Source organism: Brevibacterium jeotgali (genome assembly GCF_900169175.1).
Taxonomy (GTDB): domain Bacteria; phylum Actinomycetota; class Actinomycetes; order Actinomycetales; family Brevibacteriaceae; genus Brevibacterium; species Brevibacterium jeotgali.
On record NZ_FXZM01000007.1, the window covers coordinates 161,570 to 186,186 of the forward strand.

The following is a 24,617-nucleotide window of genomic DNA, read 5'->3' on the forward strand; positions in this document are numbered from 1 at the left end:
GTCTCGTCGTCGCCTCCTCCGCCGGCAGGCGGATGCGCGCGACGTGGCGGTCGAGCAGGCACCACGTCACACCTCCGACTGCTCGAGGGCGTGCAGCTCCTTCGACGTCGACGCTCGCGGCCTGGGGATCGACAGCACCGCGAGGAACCCGATGAGGGCGGCAGCCGCGAACATGTAGAAGCCGCCCGGATAGGCGATGCTCATCGTGACGAGGACGCCCGTGGCCAGGGGCCCGAGGATCGCACCCATCCGGCCGACTCCGGACGCGAAGCCCATCCCCGTCGCGACCAGCGTCTTCGGGTACAGGTACCCGACGAACGCGTACACGAGCACCTGCGCGGAGAACACGAACCCGCCCGTGATGAGGATGATCCCGTTGAGCACGACCTGATCCGCGATGCGGATGCTGAGCGCTGCCAGCAGGACCGCTGCCACGCCGAACCACACGAGGATCGTCCCCTTGATCCCGCTGGCGTCGGCCACACGACCGCCCACCAGCAGTCCGATGATGCCGCCCGCGTTCAGCACGAACAGCATGACGAGCGAACTGGACACGTTGTACCCGGCGAGCTCCATGATCTTCGGCAGCCAGGTGTTGAGGCCGTACACGAGCATGAGCCCCATGAAGGTCGCGACCCACAGGCACACGGTGATGCGTGACCGCCCGTCCCGGAACAGGTCGCGGACGCTCAGTGAGGGGCCGGCCGGCGTGGGTTTCGCAGCCGCCGCCGCTCCCACGATCGCCGGGGGTGCGGTCTCGGGGAGCTTCAGCCACATCGGGATGAGGGAGAGCAGCCCCAGGCCGCCGCCCAGGTAGAAGAGCCAGTGCCAGTGCTCGTGGAAGACGAGGGCGGCGAGCGACGCCAGCACGGCGCCCGCGTGATAGCCGGTCATCGTCACAGTCGACGCGTTCGCCTTCCGGCCCTGAGGTGCGGATTCCTGCATCATCGTCACGGCGATCGGCATGCACGCGCCCAGCCCGAACCCGGCGATGAGCCGGACCGCCCCCATGAGCGCGACGTTCGGCATGAGCGGGAAGATGAATGTGAAGAGGGAGAACAGGGCCACGCAGCCCATGAGCGGCAGTCTGCGCCCCCGGCGGTCGGCGATCGGACCGATGCAGACCGCACCGATCGCCACGCCCACCAGCGAGATCGTCGACACGAACGTCATATCCGCGACGGTGACTCCCACGTGACCGATCTCAGGGTTCGTGAGGATGGGAATGATGGCGCCCAGAGCGACGATGTCGAAGCCCTCGAACATGACCGTGAGCCAGCAGAGGACCACGATCCAGGTGCGGGACGGAGTGTGCATGGCTCTCCCTTGAGTGTGGCGCAGGCCCGATGCCGCACCGTGAGACCGACCCCACAGAGTCTGCGGCACACATGCTGTGGGGTGCAATCGCGGCGCGGTCGATACCGCCGGCATCGCCGGACTGCACATCCACGCACCGATCTCACTACAGATTGTAGTCAGCATCGCCGCAGGTGAGATGCATCAGTCTCATCTCACATCCACATCGCGAGACCCCGCGACTCAGCACGTTAGGCAACCCTTGTTCCGCGTGCTCGCGCGCCCGTACCGTCGAGTGCAGTGAGCCGCACATCATCCGGCGGCTCCGCAGACGACCCCCTCAGGGAGGGCTCCCATGACGGAGACGACCACGCACCCGCACACCCCGCACGAGGCGCCCCGCACCTCCGCAGCCCGCGAACGGCAGATCTCCACCTCCGTCCTCGTCGTGGGGACGGGCGGCTCCGGACTGCGGGCGGCGATCGAGCTGCGGGAGCAGGGCGTCGACGTGCTGGCGATCGGGAAGCGACCCCGCGACGACGCGCACACGACGCTCGCGGCCGGCGGCATCAACGCCGCGCTCGGCACAGTCGACGCACAGGACTCGTGGCAGCAGCACGCCGCGGACACGCTCCAGGAGAGCTATGGGCTGGCCGACCCGCGCACAGTCGAGATCGTGACGCAGGGCGCAGCGCGCGGCATCGAAGACCTGGACCGCTTCGGCATGCAGTTCGCGCGCGAGGAGGACGGCCGCATCTCCCAGCGCTTCTTCGGCGCCCACACGTGGCGGCGCACCGCCTTCTCCGGCGACTACACCGGGCTCGAGATCCAGAAGACCCTCGTGCGCCGCGCGGAGCAGACGGGCGTGCCGATCCTCGAGCACGTCTACATCACGAAGGTGCTCACGAACGACGACGGTGCGGTGTTCGGCGCCTATGGCTTCCACGAGCACACCGGCGAGCGATACCTGGTGCACGCCGATGCCGTGATCCTGGCGTGCGGCGGCCACAATCGGATCTGGCGGCGCACCTCATCCCGCCGCAACGAGAACACGGGCGACTCGTTCCGGCTCGCGCACGAGGCGGGCGGCCGGATCCGCGATGCGGAACTCGTCCAGTTCCACCCGTCCGGCATCCTCGAACCGGAGGCCGACGCCGGCACCCTCGTCTCGGAGGCCGCTCGCGGCGAGGGCGGGATCCTCCGCAACTCCCTGGGCGCGCGCTTCATGTCGACCTACGACCCGGAGCGCATGGAGCTGTCCACCCGCGACCGCGTCGCACTCGCCTCCTACACGGAGATCAAGGAGGGTCGCGGGACCGCGAACGGCGGCGTGTGGCTGGACGTGTCGCATCTGCCGCGCCAGCAGATCATGGAGCGTCTGCCCCGCGTCTACCAGACGCTCATGGAGCTGCAGATGCTCGACATCACCCGGGCTCCGATCGAGATCGCGCCCACCGCGCACTACTCGATGGGCGGCGTGTTGGTGCGCCCCGAGGACCACAGCACCGACGTGCCCGGTCTCTTCGCGATCGGCGAGGCGGCATCCGGCCTGCACGGGGCGAACCGACTGGGCGGCAACTCGCTCATCGAGCTGCTGGTGTTCGGTCGGATCACCGGTGAGGCCGCCGCGCGCCACCATCGCGGGATCGTCGTGCAGACGAGGTCGCCCGAGGCTGTGGCCGCCGCCCGCGCCGAGGTCACCGACCTGCTCGCCGCCGACGGCACGGAGAACATCCGCGCCCTCCAACGCGCGGTGCGCGACACGATGACCGAGCACTGCGGCGTCGTCCGCGACGAGAGCGGTCTGCGCAGAGGGCTCGACGAGCTCGCCGCGATCGAGGCCCGCAGCGCGGACATCGGCGTGCACCCCGACCAGGCCGGCTACCAGGACCTCGCACACGCGTTCGACCTGAAGTCGTCGCTGCTGGCCGCGCGGGCCACCCTCGAATGCGCACTGGAGCGTCGCGAGACGCGCGGCTGCCACAATCGCGCGGACTTCCCGGACCAGGATCCCGCGATGCGGGTGAACCTCGTGTGGGCCGGGCCCGGCCGTGTGGAGCAGGAGCCACTCGCAGAGGCCCCTGCTGAGATCGCCGCCCTCATGCGGGACGTGTCACAGGACGGCAAGCTCGTGGAGTGAGCAGCGCGGCGGTTCGTGGTCGCCGCACCGACCGGCCGCCTCCACGTTCCGGGCGCCGCACCGACCGGCCGTTCCGGGCGGCGCGGGACCGGCCGTTCCGGCGCCGCAGCCCCGGCCGTCAGTCGGCGACGACCAGGTCGCGGCAGATCTCCATGTGCCCCAGGTGCTGAGCGATCTCGTGCAGGACGTGCTGCAGCGCCCATGCCGCGGTGACGTCTGCGGCGTCGGACCTGCTCGTGCCCGCGGCGTGCGGGTCTCGCACCCCCTCGGTGCGCGCGACCTCGACCCAGCCGGGCAGGCGGGCGCGCAGGTCCGCGAGGAGGCCCCGGGCCTCGGCGACGGTCCCGCGCGAGCGGAACTCCGACGCTCGATCGCGAGGGTTCCGCTCCCCTGCGATCAGCGAGCCTCCCCAGTAGCAGGCCATCCCGTGCACATGGGTCATCAGTGCGAACACCGTATTCACGGTGCCCGGCAGCGGAGACCGGTTCACCGAGTCGTCGTCGAGGGCGGCGAGGACCGCCTCGATCCCGTCGAAGGCCTCGCCTGCGACCGCGAGGTACGCGGCGATCACCGGGCCGTCGCTCGGATCCGCCGCCGAGGTGCCTGCCGGGGCGCCTGCCGGGGTGAGCGCATCATCCATGCAGTCAGCATCTCAGACGGGCAGCGCTCCAGGCGAGACTGCGCCTCGGAGGCGACGGCGCTCAGCCGAAGAAGTCGTCCTTCGTCGCGTTCGGGTGCTTCGCCAGCGGGGTGACCTGCACCGTCATGTAGGGGAACATCGGGAAGCCGGCGAAGACGTCGTGGAGCTGATCGTTCGTGTCGACCTCGTAGACGGAGTGGTTCGCGTACTCGCCGACCACCCGCCAGATCCCCTTCATGATCCCGCGGCGCTGCAGATCACTGGAGTACTCCTTCTCCCGCGCCTGGAAATCGGCGCGGGTCTCCGCGTCCATGCTCTCCGGGAACGCCACATCCATCCGTGCGAGGAACAGCATCGTCTCAGTCCTTCCGATCGGTTCTACAGGTCGCACCGGGCGTACCGGCCATGTCAGCTGCGCACCAGTCGGCTGCGCCCACCTGCAGCGGGTCCGCCCTGCACAGCGATGCCACCCTGCTCACAGTAGGCCCCCGGATAGAGATGCTGAAGGACGCGTTTCCGATTGATTGAGATGCTGCACCTCTCAATCGAGCCGAAACTGGTCTTTCCCACCGGTGAGAGTCGCCCGTACGCTGAAGCCGACACCTCGGCACGGGGACCCCTGGCACGGCCCGCACCTGAGGACAGCACGGCGGAGCACGAACGAGGAGGTTCCATGGAGCTGCGGCACCTGCGCTACTTCCTCGCGGTCGCCGAGGAGCGTCACTTCGGCCGCGCCGCAGAGAAGCTCCACATGGCACAGCCGCCCCTGTCGCAGCAGATCCGGCAGCTCGAAGCAGTGCTCGGCACCCAGCTGTTCGAGCGGACCACTCGCCGCGTAGACCTCACGGAGGCGGGCCGACTGCTGGTGGACCGCGCGCGGCAGATCCTGTCGGACGTCGATTCAGCCGGCACCGATGTCGCCGAGGTCGGCCGCGGTGCCGCAGGCGTCCTCCGCCTCGGATTCGCCGGGACGGCCACCTACCGCCTCATGCCGGAGATCGTCCGGCTGGCCCGACACCGCATGCCGAACGTCCGGCTGCAGGTGATCGGCGAGATGCTCACGCCGCAGATGGAGGAGGGCCTGCTCGGGAACCGACTCGACGCCGCGATCATCCGACCGCCGATCGCTTCGCCCGCCCTCCGCCTCGATGAGTTCGAACAGACCCCCCTGGTCGTCGCACTGCCGCAGGACCACCCCTTCGCGCACGAGACGGGGCCGCTCGCCGCGTCCATGCTGAGCGGCGAGGACCTCGTCAGCTATCCGCGCGGATCCGCCGTCGCATCCGTGGCCGCGGAGGTCAGCCGCCGGGCCGGCTTCCGTCCGCGCATCATCCAGGAGGCGACGGAGACGTCGACGCTCATCGCGCTGGTCGCCGCCGGGCTCGGCCTCTGCATCCTGCCCGCCCCCGCCGCGCTCCCCCTCAGCACCTCGATCACGATCCGCCCCCTCACACCTGCTGTGAGCATCGGACTGGCCACGGGGTGGCGGGCGGACGACTCCTCACCGCTCGTCGCCGCATTCGCCGGCCTCGTCCGCGAAGCGGCCGACTCGCTCAGGACCGCCGCGGAATCCACGGCCGCCCCCGCCGAGGCCCCGCCCGGCAGCCCCGCCGCCCCGGCCTCGGCCGCGCCGTCCGCCTCCCCCGCTTCACCGAGCAGACCCACCGCATCCGAACCCACGGAGACCCCATGAAGATCACCGCCCTCGAAGCCGTCCCCTATGCGATCCCGTACACGCACCCGCTGAAGTTCGCCTCGGGCGAGGTGCACACCGCCGAACACGTCCTCATCCGCATCCACACCGACGAGGGGGTCGTGGGCACGGCCGACGCGCCGCCCCGGCCCTACACGTACGGCGAGACGCAGGCCTCGATCGTCGAGGTCGTCGAGAACGTGTTCGCGCCGCACATCGTGGGCACGGACCCCTTCGACCGCGAGAAGATCCACGAGGTCATGCAGCGGACGATCCACAACCAGGTCGCGAAGGGCGCTGTCGACATCGCGCTGTGGGACATCGCCGGCAAGTACCTGAGCACACCGGTCCACAAGCTGCTGGGCGGCTGGACGGACTCGATGCGCGTGAGCCACATGCTGGGGTTCAGACCCGCTCAGGAACTGCTCGATGAAGCCCTGCGGTTCGGCGAGGAGTACGGGATCACCACGTTCAAGCTCAAAGTCGGCCGTCGACCGCTGGGGCTCGACGTCGAAGCCTGCGAAGTCCTGCGCGCAGGGCTCGGCGACGACGTGGACATCTACCTCGACGCGAATCGCGGCTGGACGGCGAATGAGGCGATGGAGGTGCTGCGTCGCACCGACGGCCTGGGCCTCACCCTCCTCGAGGAGCCGAACGACGCGAAGGAGGCCATGGGACGCCGCCGCCTGGTCGAGCAGTCGCCGATCCCCGTCGTCGGCGATGAGTCCGTGCCCACCGCCGGCGATGCCTCGCGCGAGCTGCTGTCAGGCGGCTGCACCGCGATCTGCATCAAGACCGCACGGTCGGGCTTCACAGAGGCGCAGGAGATCCTCGGCCTCTGCACCGGACTGGGCGTCGACGTCACGATGGGCAATCAGATCGACACCCAGGTGGGATCGATCGCGACGGTGACGTTCGGTGCCGCGCATCGCGCGACGTCCGCCCGCGCAGGGGAACTCTCGAACTTCCTCGACATGGCCGACGACCTGCTCGCCGACCCGATCACCATCACCGATGGTCGGATCTTCGTCCGGGACGAGCCCGGCGTCGGCACTGTGATCGATGAGGACAAGCTGGCGCGCTACCGGCAGAACTGACTGAGCCGCCACGGATGGCGGCATCAGCATCCGGGCCCTGTGCGCGTCACCCGACTCGAGGCTACTCAGTCCCTCCCGCCTCTCACAGCGGCCATCATGCTGACCGCACAGGCCGGCGGCCGTCATCACTCTGGAGCAGGCGAACCGGATCCGCGGGCTGTTCTGCGCGAATCCGTGCGGAGCAGCCCGCTCTCCGCGTCCGGCGGGCTCCGGTGCGGCCGTGGTGGGACTGAGTGGGTCCGTCGACACCTCCGCGCGGCTCATCCACAGGTCCAGCGCTGATAGTCAGCCGCCCTGACCGCTCCTGTGACCGGTAATCCGCATACCGTGAACAGCACCGACACCCCTCAAAAACTCCGGTGCGCACGGGTGTCCCGCCAGTGAGCACCTCAGTGCACTGAAATACCCCCTGCCTCTCGACCTTCCCACGATGATCGAATAGACTGTTCGAACACCACATCGAATGCGGGTGGTGAATCGCAGCGAAGCGAGGGGGTGGACGTCATGACACGTGCGGAGGAGCCGGACAATTCTGTCGAAGAGCCCGGCTTCCGGGTCCCCTTCTCTGCGGCGGACCGCTCACTGCTGACGGAGCGCGCCCCACAATTCGCGAAGCTTCTCGACATCGTTCATGAGGTCCGCGAACGGTCTGCCGCGCACCGATCGCTCGGCGCCCGCGAAACCCTCGCAGGCATCAGGTCACTGGAGGTCGCGGGGCGGCTGGTGGAGGCGCTGAGCACCGACCTCCTTGCGCACTATCAGCGCATCGGTGACAGCGCCGCGCACGGTTACCGGACCACCGAAGGTCTGCTCGCAGGCGAGTTCCGCATCTCCACCAAGGAGGCCCGTCGCCGAACAGACCTGAGCGAGCAGCTCGCCGGGCGAGTCTCTGCGGTGGGTGAAGCGCAGGCTGCTGCGCGCCCTGTGATCGCTGAGAACTTCGCGGACGGACGCATCTCCGCAGATGAGGCGAACGCACTGTGCAAGGCGGTCGGCGACCTTCCACCCACCGTGCGCTCCCTCTACTCGGACAGGGTGGAGAGGACGCTCGTCGAACTCGCCCCCACCGTGCGCCTCAAGGACTTCCCCAAGCTCTGTCAGCGGATCATCCAGCACATCGACCCCGACGGCAGACTCCCGCGGTTCGAGACCAACCCACTGGCGTACACAGTCACCCTCACCCAGCAGCGCAACGGCGACTGGCGCCTGCGCGGACTGCTCGACTGCCCCACCGGCACCACTCTGCGCGCACTGCTCTACGGGCGCATGAAGGACGCTGACATACCCGTCGATGTGCGGCCGCATCGCGACTGCAACGCCGAAGCACACACGGAGACGACTGAGCGCGAGCCCGACCCGTGCGGGACGTCCGGATCTCACCCAGAGACGGTCCCCGAGCATTCCGACGACCCCGAGTACTCCGAGGGCCGCGAGCATTCCGAGGGCCGCGAATCCGCCGAAGACCCCGAGCCGCCATCGCCGCCCGGCACTGAGCAGGTGATCCCGCCGCTTCCACGCGAAGCTGTCTGGGACGGCACTCGAGTAGCAGTCCACTCCGACGCAACGATCGAGCTGGACGGGAGGTCCGGGACGTTCCTCGAGGAGGAGCCCTCCTTCTACCTCGACAGTCGCGGATGGCCCGTGCATCTCAGCGATCGTGTCTCCGAAGCTGTGCAAGGCCTCCTCGAGCGGGCCCGCCGCTCCGAGTCCGGCACTGCGAGCACCGTGCTCTGGGAGAAGGTCCTCGGCCGCGCACCCACAGAAGACACGCCCCCTGGACGCACATCGGCAGAACCCGCCACAGGGACAGCGTCGACGAAGGACGCCGAAGCGCCCGGCGCCGCGGCAGAAGCCGACCTCCGTCCGGTGAGCGCGGGGAAACCTGGCGGTGTCTTCGCGGACGGACGCCCTCATCATGTCGTGTTCCGAGAGGATGAGACGAGCACCCCGGGTCTGGCTCGGCATGACAGGCTCGCATTCCTCCTGCGGTCCGCCGCGCGTGAACGGGTGCTGCACGGAGCGGACCACGCACTGGTCGTCACCGCGCGACCAGACGACCTCGTCCGGCCCGACAACGTGCTCTCGACCCACGCTGGCAGCCCACTCAGCCTCCACCAGCTCAGCACCTGGTCGAACGCAGCGCAGATGTTCGTCCGCGTCGTCGATGGCGGTGGACGAACCATCGAAGTCCGCTCACAGGGACGATTCGCGACGCGCAGCCAGATGGCGGTCCTCGCGGCGCGTGACCAAGGGTGCACCTTCCCCGACTGCGACGCACCCGCCGAATGGTGCGAGGCACACCATATCCTCGCATTCGCGCAGGGCGGTGCGACGGAGATCGACAACCTCACCCTCGTCTGTCCGTTCCACCACAGGTGGTTCGAACGTTCAGGGTGGGAGTCCGTCTTCCTCCGAGGCCTCCCCGCTTGGACGCCACCCACATCGGTGGACCCTCGACAGCGACCCCTCTTCCACTCTCGCTTCCGCGTCGCACTCTTGAATCTGCCCGCGGAACTCCCCCTCGACCCGTGAGCCAGGACGCGTCCATGCTCGCTCCTCCGGACACCCCACGCAGCGGAGGCGACGACCGCGATCGTTCCCCTCATACGTCCACCACGACTGAACACACCCCGTACCGCCCGGCGTTCATCGCTGGCCCACCTTCATCACCAGCCGACGTTCACCACCAGCACGCAGAGGAGCGACGATGCGATCACGCACCACGTCCCATGAAACCCCCATGGCCTTTCCTGCACCACCGGAGGCTCTGAAAGAGCTCATGGCCGGACCGCTTGCCCCGCAGAGGAGTTTCACAGTCCCCAAAGAATCGTGGATCCGGAAGTTCAGCGAGCTTCAGCACGCCTCGGAAGCGATCGCCGGACTGCCCACGCAGATGAACCGCGACAAGGCCATCGCCTCCTTCTCATCCCACTGGCCGGAGGACGCTGTGGGCGCATTCACCGCCACGATGGCGTGGGCATACGGAGAGAGAGCCGGATACGCCGGCTACCGCGTCGCCCGCATCCTCACCGCCAGCAGCCGACCCGAGGGCAGGGAGGAGAGCCTTCGGGTCCGCACTGCACTGCGCACGTCGCTCGAGGTCGCCGTGCGGGACGGTGCCATCGAGGGGTTCAGCTACCTCAACGACTGCACGCACAAGGTGAAGAGCCACCAGGGCACCGACGCAGACCACCTGGTGGGCGTCGACTGCGGACGCATCTACGGCCTGGGCCCCTCGTTCTTCACGAAGTGGCTGCACATCGGCACCCTTGCCCTGAGTCAAGAGGCCGCGCCAACCAACCCACCTGCACCGATGCTCGACAATCAGGCGATCTCATGGCTCAAAACCCAAGCACGACTCATCGACGACGTACGCGACGCAGGAGTACACCACACAGACCACCTCGGAGGGACGCCCACGACCCCGGAAGGCGATCTGCTCCGGCTGCGATCAGGGCGCACGGACGACTACGGCAGGTACGTCGCACTCCTCAGCGCGTGGGGTGAACCGTACGGTCTGCGCGCCGTCGATGTCTGCGACCGGATCTATCGACTCATCCGCGATGACGGAGAGGAAGACTCTCACGCCGCGTGACATCAGAACGGCGCCGCCCCGCCCCCGCTCACCCTGAGCTCTGTCTACCCTGAACCTTGTCCACCTGGAGCCCTGCCCACCCGGGGCCTCTTCACCCCGTGAATCTCATCTGCTGCGGAGGATCGCGCCATAGGATGAATCGCGACAGAGTGCCCTCCTCCGTGGCGCGGAGGCTGACCCACGCATAGGCGAGGACGAGTGTGACGGCCCACCACGAGACGTCGACCCCCACCACCGCAGCAGGGCACGCTCCCGAAGACCACTCAGAGTTCTGGGAGAACCGGCTCGACGAGGACTGGACGGAGAGCGGCGTCGGCTACAAGGCGCTCGGCCGATCCTTCAATTCGTGGATGTACAAGGCGCGGGAGGAGGTCTTCCTCCGCGAAGCCGGACGAACGGGAGTGCGCCGGTCTTCGCGGATCCTCGACGTAGGTTCCGGCACTGGCCTGTATCTGCGATGGTGGAACCGCATGCGGCCCACGGAAGTCGTCGGCAGCGACCTCACTGCGTCTGCTGTGCGCAACCTGCGCGAGCACTTCCCGGACAGCCGGATCGAGCAGCTCGACATCACCACCGGCATCGGCCCGTTCGAACCCGGCACGTTCGACGTCGTGTCGTGCATGGACGTCCTCTTCCACATCACGGACGACGACAAGTACCGCGCTGCACTCCGGAACATCTCGCAGCTCCTCGAACCCGGAGGTCGGTTCGTCTTCACAGAGAATTTCGTCCACCGGGCACAGGACCGCACCGCCCACCAGACGAATCGCAGTCTCGAGTGGATCTCTGAGGCGCTCGGAGAGGTCGAGCTCTCCGTCGAGCACCGCATCCCGCACCTGGTCCTCATGAACGCTCAGGTGGATGCACCATGGCTGTGGCGGAAGGCGTGGGGCGGGCTGCTCCGCGCAGCCACACTCACCGAGGTCACGGGCAACCTCACCGGTGCGGCGCTGTATCCCGTGGAGCGTGCTCTCGCGCGCAGGCTGACCGAGAGCCCCACGACAGAGATGGCTGTCGCCCGCCGCAGCTGACGAATACAGCGAACGGCCCCCGCAGTCTCCGTCAGCCCAGCAGCGCCTCGACGACCGCGTCGAAGAGGGGCGACTGCGGATCGACGAGGTCGAAGTGGTCGGCCCCCTCCACCTCGAGCCGCGCCGCAGGGAACCCTCGCGAGAATGCGACGTCCACAGTCGCGTCCCTCGTCCCATGGATGAGGAGTACATCGAGTCGTGCGGGGATCAGCGCAGCTCGCGACCGGGGATCCTCTTCGAGGTACCGCGACAGGTCCTCCGCCGGTGACGCACCCATGTAGTCCACGACAGCGCCGTCTCCCAGTCCGTCACGGGCCTCGGCGACGAGATCGGTGACGGGTGCGAGCGGCCGGACCCGGACCTCCGGACCGCACTCCTGCTGACGCGTCGCCCATGACAGCGCGAGGCTGCCTCCCGCGGAATGCCCTGCGACCACCCACCGAACGTCGCCGACGCTCTCCGCTGCGTGGGCTATCGCGTTCTCCACGTCTTCCAAGGTGCGGGGATGACCCCCCGCACCACCGGCACGCCGGTACTCGAGGAGCGCAACGGCTACACGTTCACCCCTGCTCACGAGGGCGTGCGCCATGGGACGCACATGTGCCAGGGTCGTCCGCTCGCGGAAGTACCCGCCATGGATGAGGATCACGACGGTTCCCGCGGTGTGCGGATCCCCGAACCACTCGAAGTACTGATCGGGCAGGCTCCCGTACGCGACTCGGCGTCCCGCACCGGCCTCGGCGGACAGCATCCGCCCGAAATGGGCCTCCTCGTGGTTCGAGGGGTCGCTTCCTGTGGTTCCTTCGATCGTCATCGTGTCGAACTCCTCGCCTCAGCTCTCGGTGCACATGCGACTCCGCTCTCAGTGCACATGCGATACGCCTGCTCGCTCTCCTCTGGCGGCAGCGCCTCGTCGCCCGCACCACCCGTACCCAGCCAACCATGCCGGGCGCTGATCTCCTGCGTCACTCGCCTGAGATCGGAACGGTCACTGCGCAGGCGACGTACTCCGCGGCGGGCTGTGACACGCGTGCGATGATCTCCGCGAACAGGTCAGCCGCTGCGTCTCCGGGCCAATCCGACGGCAGCGCCTCGAGGGGAAGTCCCGGGTCCAGGTAGGGGATGGGGCGCCACGCGTCGACGACCCTCAACTGGGACACGAAAGCGTCGCGGCCGGACCGTGCCTCCATTCCGCCCGCTGCTCCTGCGCCGGAGAACCGCTCGAGGAAGTCCCTGTGCAGTGCCGCCGTCGCCTCGAGGTCCCACCAGAGCGCACATGCGGACGCGAGGCGCTCCCCGGACCGCAGCTCCGCTGAGTCGAACACGGAGACCCATTCGCGCAGGCCCGCGTCCTCGAGGTGGGACTCGAGAGCGTCCGCGAGCCGATGCGGTGCGATGCAGAGCCCGTCGGCCACGGTCCCACAGCCCAGTTGGGCGAGGAGGCGGCGGAGCCGATAGCGGACGGGCCGCATCCCCTCGGGAACCGAGTACGACAGCAGGCACCAACCGTCCTCCACCGCGTGCCGACGACGCGAGAAGATCGTCGCGTCACCTCGTTCCAGCATTCCCACCGCGCGGTCAGTGAGGGTGTAGCCGGACGTCCCACCGCGGGCTTCAGCTGTGAGCAGCCCCTTCGCCTTCGCCCGCGAGACTGCGGACCGCACCCCCGTGGTGGTGAGTCCCGCATCCTGCAGGAGACCGACGAGATCCGCCACTGCGATCCAGCCACCGAGCTTCCGGACGTGGAGACCCACGAACGTCCGCAGCAGCGAGGTGATGCTGCCCGGCCGCGCGTCGAAGTCGTCGAGTCCGTGCACCGACCCCCCGGACCTGCCGAGGTCCTCATCCCCCACTCGCGTCTGTCTCAGCAGATCGTCATCCCCCACTCGCGCCTGCCTCCAGCAGTGCGTCGCGGATACCGAGGACGCCTTCGTACGCCTCTGTGAAGCCCGTCGAGAGCGGTGAAGGTCCCAGCCGCAGGCCGTTGGGCCGCCGGAAATCGGGGATGATGCCGCGTTCCCACAGCGCGGGCAGCGCCGCTTCGCACAGGTCATGGTGAATCGTCACGTGGCCGCCGCGCAGTGAACCGTCCCGGGGTGAGCCGAGCCGCACGCCGAGCGGAGCGAGCAGCTCATCGAAGAGTTCGACGACGAAGTCCGTGAGAGCAGTCGACTTCGCGCGGATCGCTTCCATCCCCGCCTCGTCGACCAGATCGAGCATCGACTCCAGCGGCACCATCCCGAGCACTGCAGGCGTGCCGCTCACGAATCGTCGGATTCCCGGGTGCGGCTCGTACGACGGGCCCATCTCGAACGCGTTGGCGACCCCCATCCATCCACGGATCGGCTGCGTCGCGGTGCGTATGTGGCGGGATGCCACATACCCGAACGCAGGAGACCCGGGGCCGCCGTTCAGGTACTTGTAGGTGCAGCCGGCGGCGAAGTCGACATCCCACTCATCCAGTTCCAGCGGCATGGCCCCCGCTGAATGGCAGAGATCCCAGACGACGAGCGCACCCGCGCGGTGCGCGATGTCCGTGATGGCGGGCAGGTCCGCGATGTATCCCGTGCGGTAGTCGATGTGACTGAGCAGCACCAGCGCCGTCGTGTCGCTCGCGACGTCTGCGACCTGGTCCGGTCTGATTCCGGTGACTGTCGCGTCGCTCGGCGCCGCGTCCACGTCCGTCGGCTCCAACCAGCGGACAGTGAGTCCGCGCTCCTCGGCGATGCCGTGGATCAGGTAGCGGTCCGTGGGGAAGTTCGCGGAGTCGGCGATGATCTCCGTGCGGTCCGGCCGCATGTCGAGTGCGGCGTGGATGAGCTTGTAGAGGACGACCGTGGTCGACTCACCGATGAATGTCTGCCCGGGGCCCGCACCCAGCGTCGCGGAGCCCAGCCGGTCGCCGAGCGTGAGGGGCTTCTCGAACCACCCCTCCTCCCAGCCGCGGATGAGGCGTCCGCCCCACTGGTCCGCGGTGAACGACCTCAGTCGTTCCGCAGCGTCCGCCGTCGGGCGGCCCAGAGAGTTGCCGTCAAGGTACGACACGACGCCCGGTGCGGCTGCGAACGCGCCGCGATGGGCGGCCAGTCGGTCAGCGGCGTCGAGCGATCGGGCACGGCCCTCGAGGACTGCGAGACCGTGGTCGGCGCCGTGTCGGGTGCCTGTGCCGGCGCGTCGTTCCGCATCGCGTCGGGTAGTGCTGTCGGCACCGTGTTCGTCCGTCATGGTCGTGCTCCTCGGGTTCTCGCACTGCGTCGGATGTGAAGACGTCGAAAGGCATGTCAGGTCGCTGCGGAATGCGCAGACGGTGAGCGATCTACGGTGTGCGCGGTGCCGCCGATTCGGCGCCTGCGCTGCCGAGCTCCGTGCGCACCGCGAACAGTTCGGGGAAGAAGGTGAGGTCGAGTGCCTTCTGAAGGAAGCCCACTCCACTGGACCCCCCAGTGCCCCGCTTCCCTCCGATGATGCGCTGGACCGTCCGGAGGTGGCGATACCGCCAGAGCTGGAAGTTCTCCTCCAGGTCGACGAGCTCCTCGCATGTCTCGTAGACCGTCCACTGCGCGTCCGGTGCGTCGTAGATCCCCGCGAACACGGCGACGAGTCCGTCGTCGAAGGTATGTGCGACGCTCACACTGCGATCGAGCAGGTGCGACGGGATCGCGTACCCGTGGCGGGCCAGATAGCGGAGGAATTCGTCGTACAGGCTGGGAGCCTCGAGCTTCTCCGTGAGGACTGCGCGCGCATGCGGATCCGCGTCGAAGACCTCCAGCATGCCGCGGTTCTTGTTGCCCAGCATGAATTCGACCGCACGATACTGCCACGACTGGAAGCCGGAGGAGCTGCCGAGGAACTGGCGGAACTCGACGTACTCAGACGGCGTGAGGGTCGCGAGCACCGACCACTGCTCCGTCAGAGTCCGCTGGATGTGCTTGACGCGTGCGATGCGCTTGAGCGCCGGCTGGAGCCGGTCGTCTGCAATGAGGGAGCAGGCTGATTCGAGTTCGTGGATCACCAGCTTGAACCACAGCTCCGTGGTCTGGTGCTGGATGATGAAGAGCAGCTCGTCGTGGTGCTCGGGTTCGCTCACGGGATGCTGCGCGGCAAGCAGATGGTCGAGGTCGAGGTAGGACCCGTACGACATCCGCCTGTGGAAGTCCCTCTGGACCCCCTCCTCGATATCCCGCTCATTGCGGGCTGCGGTCGTGTCCTGTTCGTCGGGCTGCAGTGCGGCGCTGTCCATGGCATCCATCGTATTGCACTCTGCTGTCGATCGGAAAGAATCTGCAATGAAACTGTCGGGCGTCCGCCCCTGATGGTTTACTGGTCTCAGCGCCGAGGCTGATCCGCCTCCCGCGTCGTCGACGAACGGAGCATCCCATGCCCGCCGCACTCCACCCCTACCTCCGCTTCCCCGGCAACGCACGTGAAGCGTTCGAGTTCTATGGCGCCGCCCTGGGCACTGAGCCGCAGTTCTTCACGTTCGGCGAGGCGGGCGCCGTCCCACCCGACCACCCCGTCTCGGATGCGATCATGCACGGCTCCCTCGAGGTCACCGACCTCATCCGCCTGTACGTCTCCGATGACGTCGAGGGGATGTCGCCCGAACCGCTCACCACCGGGAACAACGTCACACTCGCGATCATGGGCGATGACGAGCAGCGCATCCGCAGTGCCTTCGACGCCCTGTCAGAGGGCGGAACCGTGCAGATACCTCTGCAGAAGCAGATGTGGGGGGACACCTACGGGGCGTTCCGCGACCGCTTCGGCATCAACTGGCAGATGAACATCAGCGCCATCGACCCGGAGTCCTGAAGCCTCGGCCGCCCATCAGTCCAGCCACCCATAAGTCCAGCCACCCATAAGTCCGGCCGCCCATAAGTCCGGCCGCCCAGCAGTCCGGCACCCAGCAGGCAAGCGCTGCGATCAGTCCAGCACAGTCACGCCGATCCGCCGCAGCTCCGCGGGCGTCCTCACGGTGAACAGCCAGTCCCGGACGGAATCGTCCGGAACGATGCCGGGACGCTCTCGGATGCTGTCTGCGCCCACATGGAAATAGCGGTATCCGTGGACGCTCAGGAGCTCCTCCAGCCGAGGTCCGTCCGCGTCGGCGAGCACCTCGCACAGGATATCCGGGTGATGCGCTGCGAGGAACCCGCTGCCGTGCGCGAAGACATCGGTCTCGCCGCCCTCCACGTCCACCTTCATGACGACAGGCCCTTCGACCTCATCCGTCAACGAGTCGAGTGACAGGAACCCCACGTCCTCACCGTCGTCGAACGTCATGTCAGACGACAGGAACGACGGCAGAGCCGAACCGCTGTCGACCGATGGCATGCGAGCCGTCAGCGTCGGATCGCCCACACCCGCCTGATGGACGACGACCCGGCCCACGAATCCGTTGCGCGCCATGTTCGCCCGCAGCATCCGCACGACTGGGGGCACCATGTCGAAGGCGTGGACGCGCAGGTCGGGGTGGGCTGCGAGGGTCGCGAGGGAGAAGATGCCCGTGTAGGCGCCCACGTCGAGGAACGTGCGGGCGTCGTCGGTCAGACGGACGATGAGGTCGATCGCGTAGGCATCCTCCGCCTCGGGTCGGCGACCGTCGCCCCAGTAGAGCTCCTTCGCGATCTCGCATCGGTCAGGCCTCAGCATGATGAAGTCAGCGCCATCCACACAGGCCGTCACCTCGATGAGTTCCCGCGGTGCCGGCAGCCGCCCGACACGGATCCGCGAGAGGCGCGGAGCGGTGGCACGAAGGATCGGGTGGACGAGCGGGTGACTCAGCACTGCCTTCACATGCCGCTTCGCCCCGTACCAGCTCTGGCGCCGTGCACGATCGGCGCGCGCTGACGCCGCTCTGAAGCCCTTCGTGCCTGCACGGTCCGCAGTTGCAGATCCGGTGTCGGTGTCGGCGTCATCGCCCATGGTCACACGCCTCCGTCGGGAACCCGTCGTCCCGCCAGCCTATGCGGTCGACTGTGACCAGCGTCGCGCAGGTCCACAGTGGGGGACGGCCAGCACCACGACCCCACCCTCGTGACAGGCACACCCCCTTGACAGGCCACCTTGCCCGAGGAACCGTTGTTGCCATCGGCCGGATACCGCATCAGAGGAGGTCGCCGTGGCTCGCACGACACCGTCGAAGACATCTCCGCAGACATCTTCGACTTCCACCGACCAGCTGACGTTCCAGAACCCGGTCACGCGATTCCCCAACATCACTCCCCCGCGGCAGGATCAGCCCGAACCCGGCCTCGACCAGGAGCTGATCCCTCAGACGGACCGCGGACAGGGTTCGTATCGGGGCACCGGTCGCCTCGAGGGACGTCGAGCACTCATCACCGGCGCAGATTCCGGGATCGGTGCGGCGATCGCGATCGCCTTCGCCAGAGAAGGCGCCGATGTCGCCCTGTCCTACCTTCCCGATGAGGAGGAGGATGCCCAGGAGATCCGAGCCTTCGTCGAGGAGGCCGGTCGCCGGGCGTTCCTCTTCCCAGGGGACCTGTCAGACGCCCAGTTCTGCGATTCGCTCATCTCGGACGCCGTGGAGGCACTCGGCGGCCTCGACGCCCTCGTGAACAACGCTGGGCGCCAGATCGCCGTCGAAGACATCGCCGATGTGACGGATGAGCAGTGGCGGAACACGTTCGACACGAACATCCGTGCGATCTTCCGGCTGTCGAAGGCGGCGATCCCGCACCTACCGCCTGGATCGACCATCGTGAACTCGACATCCGTGCAGGCGTACAAGCCGTCGCCGCACCTCGTGGACTACGCCGCGACGAAGGCCGCGATCGACAACTTCACGAAGAGCCTGGCACAGCAGCTCGCGGAGACGGGCATCCGAGTGAACGCCGTGGCTCCGGGCCCCATCTGGACACCGCTGCAGGTCTCCGACGGACAGCCGAAGGAAGCACTCCCCCAGTTCGGCAAGGACACTCCGATCGGACGCGCAGGACAGCCCACCGAACTCGCCCCGGCGTACGTATTCCTCACATCCCCGGAATCCAGCTATGTGATCGGCGAGGTGCTCCACGTGAACGGTGGCACCCCCATCACCTGACCACGCCCATCACCTGACGCCGATCACGAGACGCCCATCACCTGACTCCGAATCCTCAGCATGGACGCGGAGCTCGACGCGTAGAGTGTCCGCGTGACTCCGACAGATCACCCTCAGACGCCCTTCTCCCCGCAGCCTCCCGGTCTGGCGACCCAGCACGGCGATTCCGCAGGGCTTCAGCGCGCGTCCGCACTCATCTCCACGACTCCGGACTTTCCCACTCCCGGCGTGCTCTTCCGCGACGTGACGCCGCTGCTCGCGGATCCGCGCGCGTACCGAGATGTCCTCGATGCGATGGCAGAACCGTTCTGCGCGGACGGGGACGCGCCGGGGTTCGACCTCGTCGCTGGAATCGAAGCCCGCGGATTCGTCATGGCAGGCGGCCTCGCCGCCGCTGCCGGTACGGGCGTGCTCCCGATCCGGAAGGCGGGAAAGCTGCCGAACCCGCAGGTGACGGTCGAATACGGGCTGGAGTACGCCGAGGCCGCCATCGAGTCCTCCGGCGATCTCACCGGAGCACGGGTGCTCCTCGTCGACGATGTGCTCGCGACCGGTGGGACGCTGCGGGCCGCCCGCACAGTCGTGCAACGACTGGGCGGGACGGTCGTCGGATCTGCCGTGATCCTCGAGCTGGAGGAGCTGAAGGGACGCACACTCGTGCCGGGCTGTCACGCGGTCTTCACCGTCTGACGCACTGCATCATCGCTGCAGCGGTGCCGCGATCCGCGTACACTGGGGTCAGCGGAGGACGGCGGGTCCCAGCTCGAATCGCGCCGAGGTCGACGCGATCCATCGATCCAGCAGCTCTGCTCCGTAGCGTGCGAGGTCCGTTCCCAACTGGCCGAACACTTCGGCGCTCACGGTGCCGACAAGGGACGACCATGTCCCGATCCCCTCCGCGAGGAGGACGGGATCCGGGGCGAGCCCCAGCTCCTCTGCGCTCACCCGCAGCTCATCGACGAGTCCGGAACTCGCGCTTCCCACCGCGTCGCTCGGCAGTGACCCTGCTGCGAGGATCCCCGCGAGCCTCGCCATCGCCCGGGTGCCCGGCACGGTGGTCTGCTCCGCAGGTGCCGCGTACCCCATGATCGGAGTCCCGTAGATCAGCGCCCATCGCTGCGGATGCGCGAGCGCCCACTCCCGCATGGTCCGGGCGAGGGCGGCGAGCGCGGCGCGCGGTTCAGCCCCGCTCGCAGAGACGCTGTCAAGAGCACGATCGACCGCATCGCCCAGGTCGTCGAACGCGTCGACGACGAGCAGGGTCAGCAGTGCGTCGCGATCCGCGACATGGCGGTAGATCGCCGATGAAACGACCCCGAGCTCCCGCGCTATCTCCCGCACGGACAGCGCACCAGCACCGCGGGACTCGAGCTGGACGTTGCCCACTCGCAGGATCCCCTCCCGCATCCGCGCCCTGGCCTCGGCGTGCGTCCCGCGCACACCTCTCGATCCCTCACCGTTCACCATGGTCGCCAGTCTGCCACCAGCTCGCATCCCGAACAATTCTGTGATCACTGATCTTGTTTTCTCCGACACGCGAAGATACCGTGACACCTGCAAACAGAGATCACTGCTCACAGAAACGAGTCGGCCATGCACTACCTCGTCACAGGAGCCGGTCAGATCGGCGCGCAGCTCGTCCGCGGCCTCACGGACTCCGGACACTCGGTCACGGTGCTCCGCCGCAGCACCGCCCCCGTCCCCGGCGCTCACACACTCAGCGGCGACGTCGCCGATCCGCGACTCCTCCGCGAGGCGGCCGATGGTGCGAGCGCGATCTTCCACTGCGTCCACAGCTCCTACGACCACAAGGCGTGGCTCAGAGACCTGCCGCACCGCGAGGCCGCGGTCATGGACGTCGCCGCCGAGCTCGACATCCCCGTGGTCTTCCCTGAGTCCGTGTACGCCTACGGCGAACGCGCACGATCACTGAAGGAGTCCTCGGCAGCGGCCCCCGTCTCCCCGCTGGGCGAAGTGCGCGCAATGCTGCTCGCCTCGCGGGCGTCGCATACGGCGCGAACGATCTCCGTCATTGCGGCGGACCTCATCGGCCCCACTGCGAACCCGCAGTCGTCGGTGCTGCAGCTGCTCGTCATGGACCCCGCGGGGAGGGGACGGCGGGCGTGGATCATGGGCGACCCCGATGCCGCCCGCACCTTCACGTACATCCCGGACATGACGCGAGCGATGGTCGCCGCGGCGCAGAACGCCGAGGTCGTGTCCGCCGCCGGCGACGCCGTCCTCACCGTCCCGGCGGCACCGGCGCTCACGCAGCGTGAGATGGCCGCCGATGCTGCGCGCGCGAAGGGACGGAAGCCGGCCGGCGTGTCCCGCATCCCCACATGGGCGCTGCGGATCGTCGGATTCGCCTCCCCGCTGTTCCGCGAGCTCGCCGCGCAGTCGTACCTGTGGGCGCATCCGAGCGTGCTGGAGCCGGGCATGCTCGCGAGGGAGCGCACCGTCGAGCCGACGCCATGGACGGAGGTGCTCGAGGAGTGGGCCTGCGACGGCGGGAACTCCCCCGGACAGGATCAGCGGAGCACAGCACCCCGCTCCCCGGCACTCAGGCGCTCCACGCCTGAGCACCCGCATCGCTCCGCTTCCGAGTCACGATGACGTTCACCAGCAGTGTCCCGACGAACGCGATCGCGAACGACACGAGCATCGCAAGCGTCATGCCCCACGCCGTCGTCGAGATGAACGGAGCGACGAACGCCGGGAGGTAGGCGGAGGCCTCGGCGCCGGTGATCCCCACGACCGTGCCACCGGCCGTCGCCGCGATCAGCGCAATGGCGAACACCCGCTTGTCGCCGAACATGAAGGGATACGACGCCTCGACGAACGTGCCGAAGAAGACGTTCACGGCGGACCCGGATCCCGCGAGCGCCCGCTCACCCGACGTCCGCGACCGCACCACGTTCGCGAGCGTGATCCCGAACGACACCATGACGAGCGAGACCATGTCGATCGCCCCGAAGAAGCTGTGCCCCTTCTCCCCCATCTCGAGGAGCACGAGCGGGAGAATGACCGAGTGGTAGACGCCTCCGATGATCGCGGGCCACATGACGAGGCCCGCGAGCGCGCCGGCCAGCAGCGGACTGAAATCGACGGCGGATTCGATGCCCGCCTTGACCCAGTCGCCCAGCAGACTGGTGAACGGTGCGAGCGCGAAGTAGACGAGGAGGCCGGGCACGAGGCCCGCGAGGGCGCCCGTGAGGATGTTCGCCGTCGTCGCGGGGAACCTCCACGCGAGCGTCCAGCGGATGACGGTGGGCGCGACGAGGCCCGCGAGGATGCCGCTCACAAGACCACCGAGGATCCCACCCTCCTGCGCGAGGATCCCCGCGAGCGCACCGGCGACGAGGCCGACCTCATCGAGTCCGCTGACCTTCCGCGCCGCGACCGCTGACACGACGATCGGCAGCGCCGCGAGGAGGAGGTCGAAGACCGGGCTCAGGAAGTCCGCACCCGGGATGCGGCTGAGGGCGAGAACGAGGGCGAGCGCGATGAAGGCGGGGAGCGAGCCGACCATGATGCCGCGGATGCTGATCCGCTTCCAGGCGGGGGCATCGGCGACGGCGCCGCCCGACACTCCCCCGGACCCGCCCGACGAACCGCCGAGCACTGGCCGGTACTTCACCGACCAATGACGCGCGAGGCCGGACATGTAGGCGACCGCACGCGTCGAGCTGGTCGTACCCGTCGTCCCGGACACCGCGACGAGATGGACGCCCTGCTGCTGCGCCTTCGCGATCGAGCTTCCGCCGGTTCCTGCGACGGGCAGGCCGGCCTCCGCGGCAGCGGCGAGCGCCTGCGCGTTCACGTCGCCGGGGTCGGCACTCATGATGATGAGGCCGTCGATCTCACCTGCACCGATACGCCGGGCGAGCTCCGCGTCCTGCTCGCGAGCCGCGGCGTTGACCTCGTCGAGCGTGCCGTCGACGTGGGCGTACGGCACACCATCCGCGGATATTCCCCACAGCTTCGCAGGGGTCGTCGTGCTGACGCCGTCCATCGACGCCGTCGCCGCCACGAACTGGGCGTCGACCAGGTCGAATCCGGCCGCGCCCGCCTGCCTCACGATGTCGGAGAGGAGCTGACGCGGATCGTCGCCGCCGTGGCTGCGCAGGTTCCCGCCACTGCTGCCGATCACGACGATCGTGCGCGCTCGGTCGGTCTGCTCGGACGCGCCGGCGTCCGCCATCGATTCGTCCGTCATGGTCCCCTCGTCTTCCACGGATGACGGGGCGCCCGAGCGAATGCGATTTCCGACGACCCCAACGCTCAATCCTAGAACCGGACCTGGGGGTCGGATCGGGCGACCCCGCGAAGCGGAGCCGAACGGCTGGCACGGGCGCCGACTGCCCGACCGCCTGGCGTCCCCGCCCGCCCGGCAGACCCCGCGTCCCCACCGGGCCCCGCATCCCCACCCGACCCGGCAGACCCGGCGAACCTGTCGAGAACGCCGGCGAACAGTCCGACGTAGAGCGTCCAGTCACGGGAGCCCCTCCGGGGTGGCCCCCTGGGGTCGACCCGTGCGTGCGGCTCACGCGTGCGTGCGGGCCACGCGCGCGGGTCACGGCTGACGCGGCATCGTGAGGTAGCGACGCAGGGCGTCCGCGCGCTCACTCTCGATCTGGCGTTCGACCTGGTGACGGCGGATCGCCGTCGCATGATCGTCCTCGTGGTGATGAGCGGTGGGCTCGGGGTGAGGCAGCCGCCCAGCGGAGCGCGTCGTGCTCCTCGCCCAACGGATCAGGGCGAGACCGATCGACAGCGCGACGCGATGGGGAATCGGATAGGGGTGGGAAAAAGACATGAAGAATCCTCGGAAGTCCTTTTTCGGGCATCACGAATAGCCCGACGAGAATGGCGGGAGAAGCGAACCGGCACCACCGCCTGAAGGCACGCGACGCTCAGTCGATCGACCTATTCGCTGCATTCATGGGAGCGGTGGATATGAGGCTCTTCTCGAACGAGGGTGTAGTCCGTTGAGCGCGTCGCTGTCCGTGTAGGAGTCGAGGTCTCCCTGAAGATGGAAGTTCCTACACTGCCCATCCGGAAGACCTCGACATGTCCCACCCTACTTTTGATGCGCCCTGCCTGACCACGTTCTGCCGCCTCGACGAGCTCGGTCTCCAAGCCGTCGGACAACACCTGGAACCCGACCGAGCGATGCTCCAATGCCGAGTCGTTGAACCAGACCAGTGGTGCCAGCACTGCGGATGTGAGGGGACGCCACGGGACACGGTGGTGCGCAGGCTCGCGCACGAACCCTTCGGACACCGACCCACGACGCTGCTGATCCGCGTGCGTCGTTACAAGTGCTCAGGATGCGGCCGGGTGTGGCGCCAGGACACGACCGCAGCGGCGCCGCCGCGGGCGAAGATCTCCCGCGGCGGTCTGCGATGGGGACTGGAAGGACTCGTGGTGGACCATCTGTCCATCTCCCGCGTCGCGGCAGGACTGGCCGTGTCATGGTCGGCCGCGAACGACGCGATCCTCGCTGAAGGCGCACGACAACTGATCGATGACCCTCACCGCTTCGACGGTGTCACCACGATCGGTGTCGACGAGCACGTGTGGCGCCACACGAAGCGTGGCGACAAGTACGTGACCGTGATCATCGATCTGACCCCGGTGCGTGAGAAGACCGGACCTGCCCGGCTGCTGGACATGGTCGAAGGCCACTCCAAAGCAGTCTTCAAGCGGTGGCTGGCTGCACGCCCGCAGCAGTGGCAGAACGGGATCGAGGTCGTTGCGATGGACGGATTCACTGGGTTCAAGACCGCCGCCGCCGAAGAGCTTCCCGACGCTGCTCCGATCATGGATCCATTCCATGTGATCCGGCTTACCGGGGACGCGCTGGAGAACTGTCGGCGCCGTGTTCAGCGCGATGTGTTCGGTCGTCGGGGTAGGACTGGTGATCCGCTCTACCGGGTCCGCCGGACTCTGCTGACAGGAGCGGGTCTTCTCACCGAGAAGCAGCATGCGCGACTCGAGGAGGTGTTCGCCGACCAGCGCCATGTCGAGGTTGAAGCGACCTGGGGTGTGTATCAGGA

Annotated in this window: 22 protein-coding genes; 11 read left to right on the forward strand and 11 right to left on the reverse strand. The window is 68.1% G+C overall.

The genetic code is table 11. The features are described 5' to 3' along the window. Positions 1-66: 66 nt before the first annotated feature. Complete coding sequence (locus BJEO58_RS08765) at positions 67-1,317, reverse strand: MFS transporter (protein ID WP_101589080.1); 1,251 nt, start codon at positions 1,315-1,317, stop codon at positions 67-69. 334 nt (positions 1,318-1,651) lie between these two features. Here BJEO58_RS08765 and BJEO58_RS08770 point away from each other — a divergent pair, with 334 nt between their 5' ends. After that, positions 1,652-3,436 (forward strand): L-aspartate oxidase, encoded by a 1,785-nt coding sequence (locus BJEO58_RS08770; RefSeq protein WP_246075874.1) that lies wholly within the window; start codon positions 1,652-1,654, stop codon positions 3,434-3,436. A gap of 118 nt (positions 3,437-3,554) precedes the next feature. On the opposite strand, the gene BJEO58_RS08775 is transcribed toward BJEO58_RS08770, so the two are convergent. Both BJEO58_RS08775 and catC read right to left on the reverse strand, forming a co-directional pair. Beyond that, on the reverse strand, positions 3,555-4,076 hold the full coding sequence (locus BJEO58_RS08775; RefSeq protein WP_101589081.1) for a DinB family protein: 522 nt from the start codon (positions 4,074-4,076) through the stop codon (positions 3,555-3,557). 61 nt (positions 4,077-4,137) lie between these two features. Further along, positions 4,138-4,431, reverse strand: coding sequence for a muconolactone Delta-isomerase (catC, locus tag BJEO58_RS08780; protein ID WP_101589082.1), 294 nt, complete (start codon positions 4,429-4,431; stop codon positions 4,138-4,140). A 318-nt stretch (positions 4,432-4,749) separates the two neighbouring features. Here catC and BJEO58_RS08785 point away from each other — a divergent pair, with 318 nt between their 5' ends. From BJEO58_RS08785 to BJEO58_RS08805, 5 genes are all read left to right on the forward strand, one after another. Continuing rightward, on the forward strand, positions 4,750-5,769 hold the full coding sequence (locus BJEO58_RS08785) for a LysR substrate-binding domain-containing protein (RefSeq protein WP_101589083.1): 1,020 nt from the start codon (positions 4,750-4,752) through the stop codon (positions 5,767-5,769). Then, a complete protein-coding gene (locus tag BJEO58_RS08790) occupies positions 5,766-6,866 on the forward strand; it encodes a mandelate racemase/muconate lactonizing enzyme family protein (RefSeq protein WP_101589084.1) in 1,101 nt (366 codons plus the stop codon). Before BJEO58_RS08785 ends, BJEO58_RS08790 begins: the two co-directional genes overlap by 4 nt. A 504-nt stretch (positions 6,867-7,370) precedes the next feature. Further along, a complete protein-coding gene (locus BJEO58_RS08795; RefSeq protein ID WP_101589118.1) occupies positions 7,371-9,398 on the forward strand; it encodes an HNH endonuclease signature motif containing protein in 2,028 nt (675 codons plus the stop codon). 208 nt (positions 9,399-9,606) lie between these two features. Continuing rightward, positions 9,607-10,461, forward strand: coding sequence for an 8-oxoguanine DNA glycosylase OGG fold protein (locus BJEO58_RS08800; protein ID WP_144573769.1), 855 nt, complete (start codon positions 9,607-9,609; stop codon positions 10,459-10,461). 200 nt (positions 10,462-10,661) lie between these two features. Continuing rightward, entirely contained in the window at positions 10,662-11,492 is an 831-nt protein-coding gene (locus BJEO58_RS08805) for a class I SAM-dependent methyltransferase (protein WP_219617098.1), read from the forward strand. A 31-nt stretch (positions 11,493-11,523) separates the two neighbouring features. Here BJEO58_RS08805 and BJEO58_RS08810 read toward each other — a convergent pair whose 3' ends face one another. The 4 genes from BJEO58_RS08810 to BJEO58_RS08825 form a co-directional block, all read right to left on the reverse strand. Then, positions 11,524-12,306 carry an alpha/beta hydrolase gene (locus BJEO58_RS08810; protein WP_246075875.1) on the reverse strand — a complete coding sequence of 261 codons (783 nt, stop codon included), beginning with the start codon at positions 12,304-12,306 and terminating at the stop codon, positions 11,524-11,526. Between the two features lie 151 nt (positions 12,307-12,457). After that, positions 12,458-13,378 (reverse strand): PaaX family transcriptional regulator, encoded by a 921-nt coding sequence (locus BJEO58_RS08815; protein WP_101589086.1) that lies wholly within the window; start codon positions 13,376-13,378, stop codon positions 12,458-12,460. Then, a complete protein-coding gene (gene kynU, locus BJEO58_RS08820) occupies positions 13,368-14,717 on the reverse strand; it encodes a kynureninase (protein ID WP_101589087.1) in 1,350 nt (449 codons plus the stop codon). Before kynU ends, BJEO58_RS08815 begins: the two co-directional genes overlap by 11 nt. A gap of 91 nt (positions 14,718-14,808) precedes the next feature. Further along, positions 14,809-15,732, reverse strand: a complete 924-nt coding sequence (locus BJEO58_RS08825) for a tryptophan 2,3-dioxygenase (RefSeq protein ID WP_101589121.1) — start codon at positions 15,730-15,732, stop codon at positions 14,809-14,811. 137 nt (positions 15,733-15,869) lie between these two features. Here BJEO58_RS08825 and BJEO58_RS08830 point away from each other — a divergent pair, with 137 nt between their 5' ends. Next, entirely contained in the window at positions 15,870-16,304 is a 435-nt protein-coding gene (locus tag BJEO58_RS08830; RefSeq protein WP_101589088.1) for a VOC family protein, read from the forward strand. Between the two features lie 111 nt (positions 16,305-16,415). Here BJEO58_RS08830 and BJEO58_RS08835 read toward each other — a convergent pair whose 3' ends face one another. Beyond that, complete coding sequence (locus BJEO58_RS08835) at positions 16,416-17,417, reverse strand: FkbM family methyltransferase (RefSeq protein ID WP_101589089.1); 1,002 nt, start codon at positions 17,415-17,417, stop codon at positions 16,416-16,418. Positions 17,418-17,613: 196 nt separating this feature from the next. Here BJEO58_RS08835 and BJEO58_RS08840 point away from each other — a divergent pair, with 196 nt between their 5' ends. Together BJEO58_RS08840 and BJEO58_RS08845 are read left to right on the forward strand one after the other, a co-directional pair. Continuing rightward, on the forward strand, positions 17,614-18,555 hold the full coding sequence (locus BJEO58_RS08840; protein ID WP_101589090.1) for an SDR family oxidoreductase: 942 nt from the start codon (positions 17,614-17,616) through the stop codon (positions 18,553-18,555). 144 nt (positions 18,556-18,699) lie between these two features. Next, positions 18,700-19,245, forward strand: coding sequence for an adenine phosphoribosyltransferase (locus tag BJEO58_RS08845; RefSeq protein WP_101589122.1), 546 nt, complete (start codon positions 18,700-18,702; stop codon positions 19,243-19,245). A 48-nt stretch (positions 19,246-19,293) separates the two neighbouring features. Here BJEO58_RS08845 and BJEO58_RS08850 read toward each other — a convergent pair whose 3' ends face one another. Further along, complete coding sequence (locus tag BJEO58_RS08850; RefSeq protein WP_180951888.1) at positions 19,294-20,022, reverse strand: TetR/AcrR family transcriptional regulator; 729 nt, start codon at positions 20,020-20,022, stop codon at positions 19,294-19,296. Between the two features lie 126 nt (positions 20,023-20,148). On the opposite strand from BJEO58_RS08850, the gene BJEO58_RS08855 reads away from it, so the two are divergent. After that, entirely contained in the window at positions 20,149-21,171 is a 1,023-nt protein-coding gene (locus tag BJEO58_RS08855) for an NAD-dependent epimerase/dehydratase family protein (RefSeq protein WP_101589092.1), read from the forward strand. Here the strand turns inward: BJEO58_RS08855 and BJEO58_RS08860 are convergent. Then, on the reverse strand, positions 21,119-22,774 hold the full coding sequence (locus tag BJEO58_RS08860; RefSeq protein WP_219617099.1) for a PTS sugar transporter subunit IIABC family protein: 1,656 nt from the start codon (positions 22,772-22,774) through the stop codon (positions 21,119-21,121). The genes BJEO58_RS08855 and BJEO58_RS08860 overlap by 53 nt on opposite strands. A 357-nt stretch (positions 22,775-23,131) precedes the next feature. Then, positions 23,132-23,374, reverse strand: a complete 243-nt coding sequence (locus tag BJEO58_RS08870; protein WP_101589093.1) for a hypothetical protein — start codon at positions 23,372-23,374, stop codon at positions 23,132-23,134. Between the two features lie 254 nt (positions 23,375-23,628). Between BJEO58_RS08870 and BJEO58_RS08875 the strand changes: the two genes are divergently transcribed. Then, the coding region (locus BJEO58_RS08875; protein ID WP_101589124.1) for an ISL3 family transposase at positions 23,629-24,617 on the forward strand (989 nt) is incomplete at its 3' end.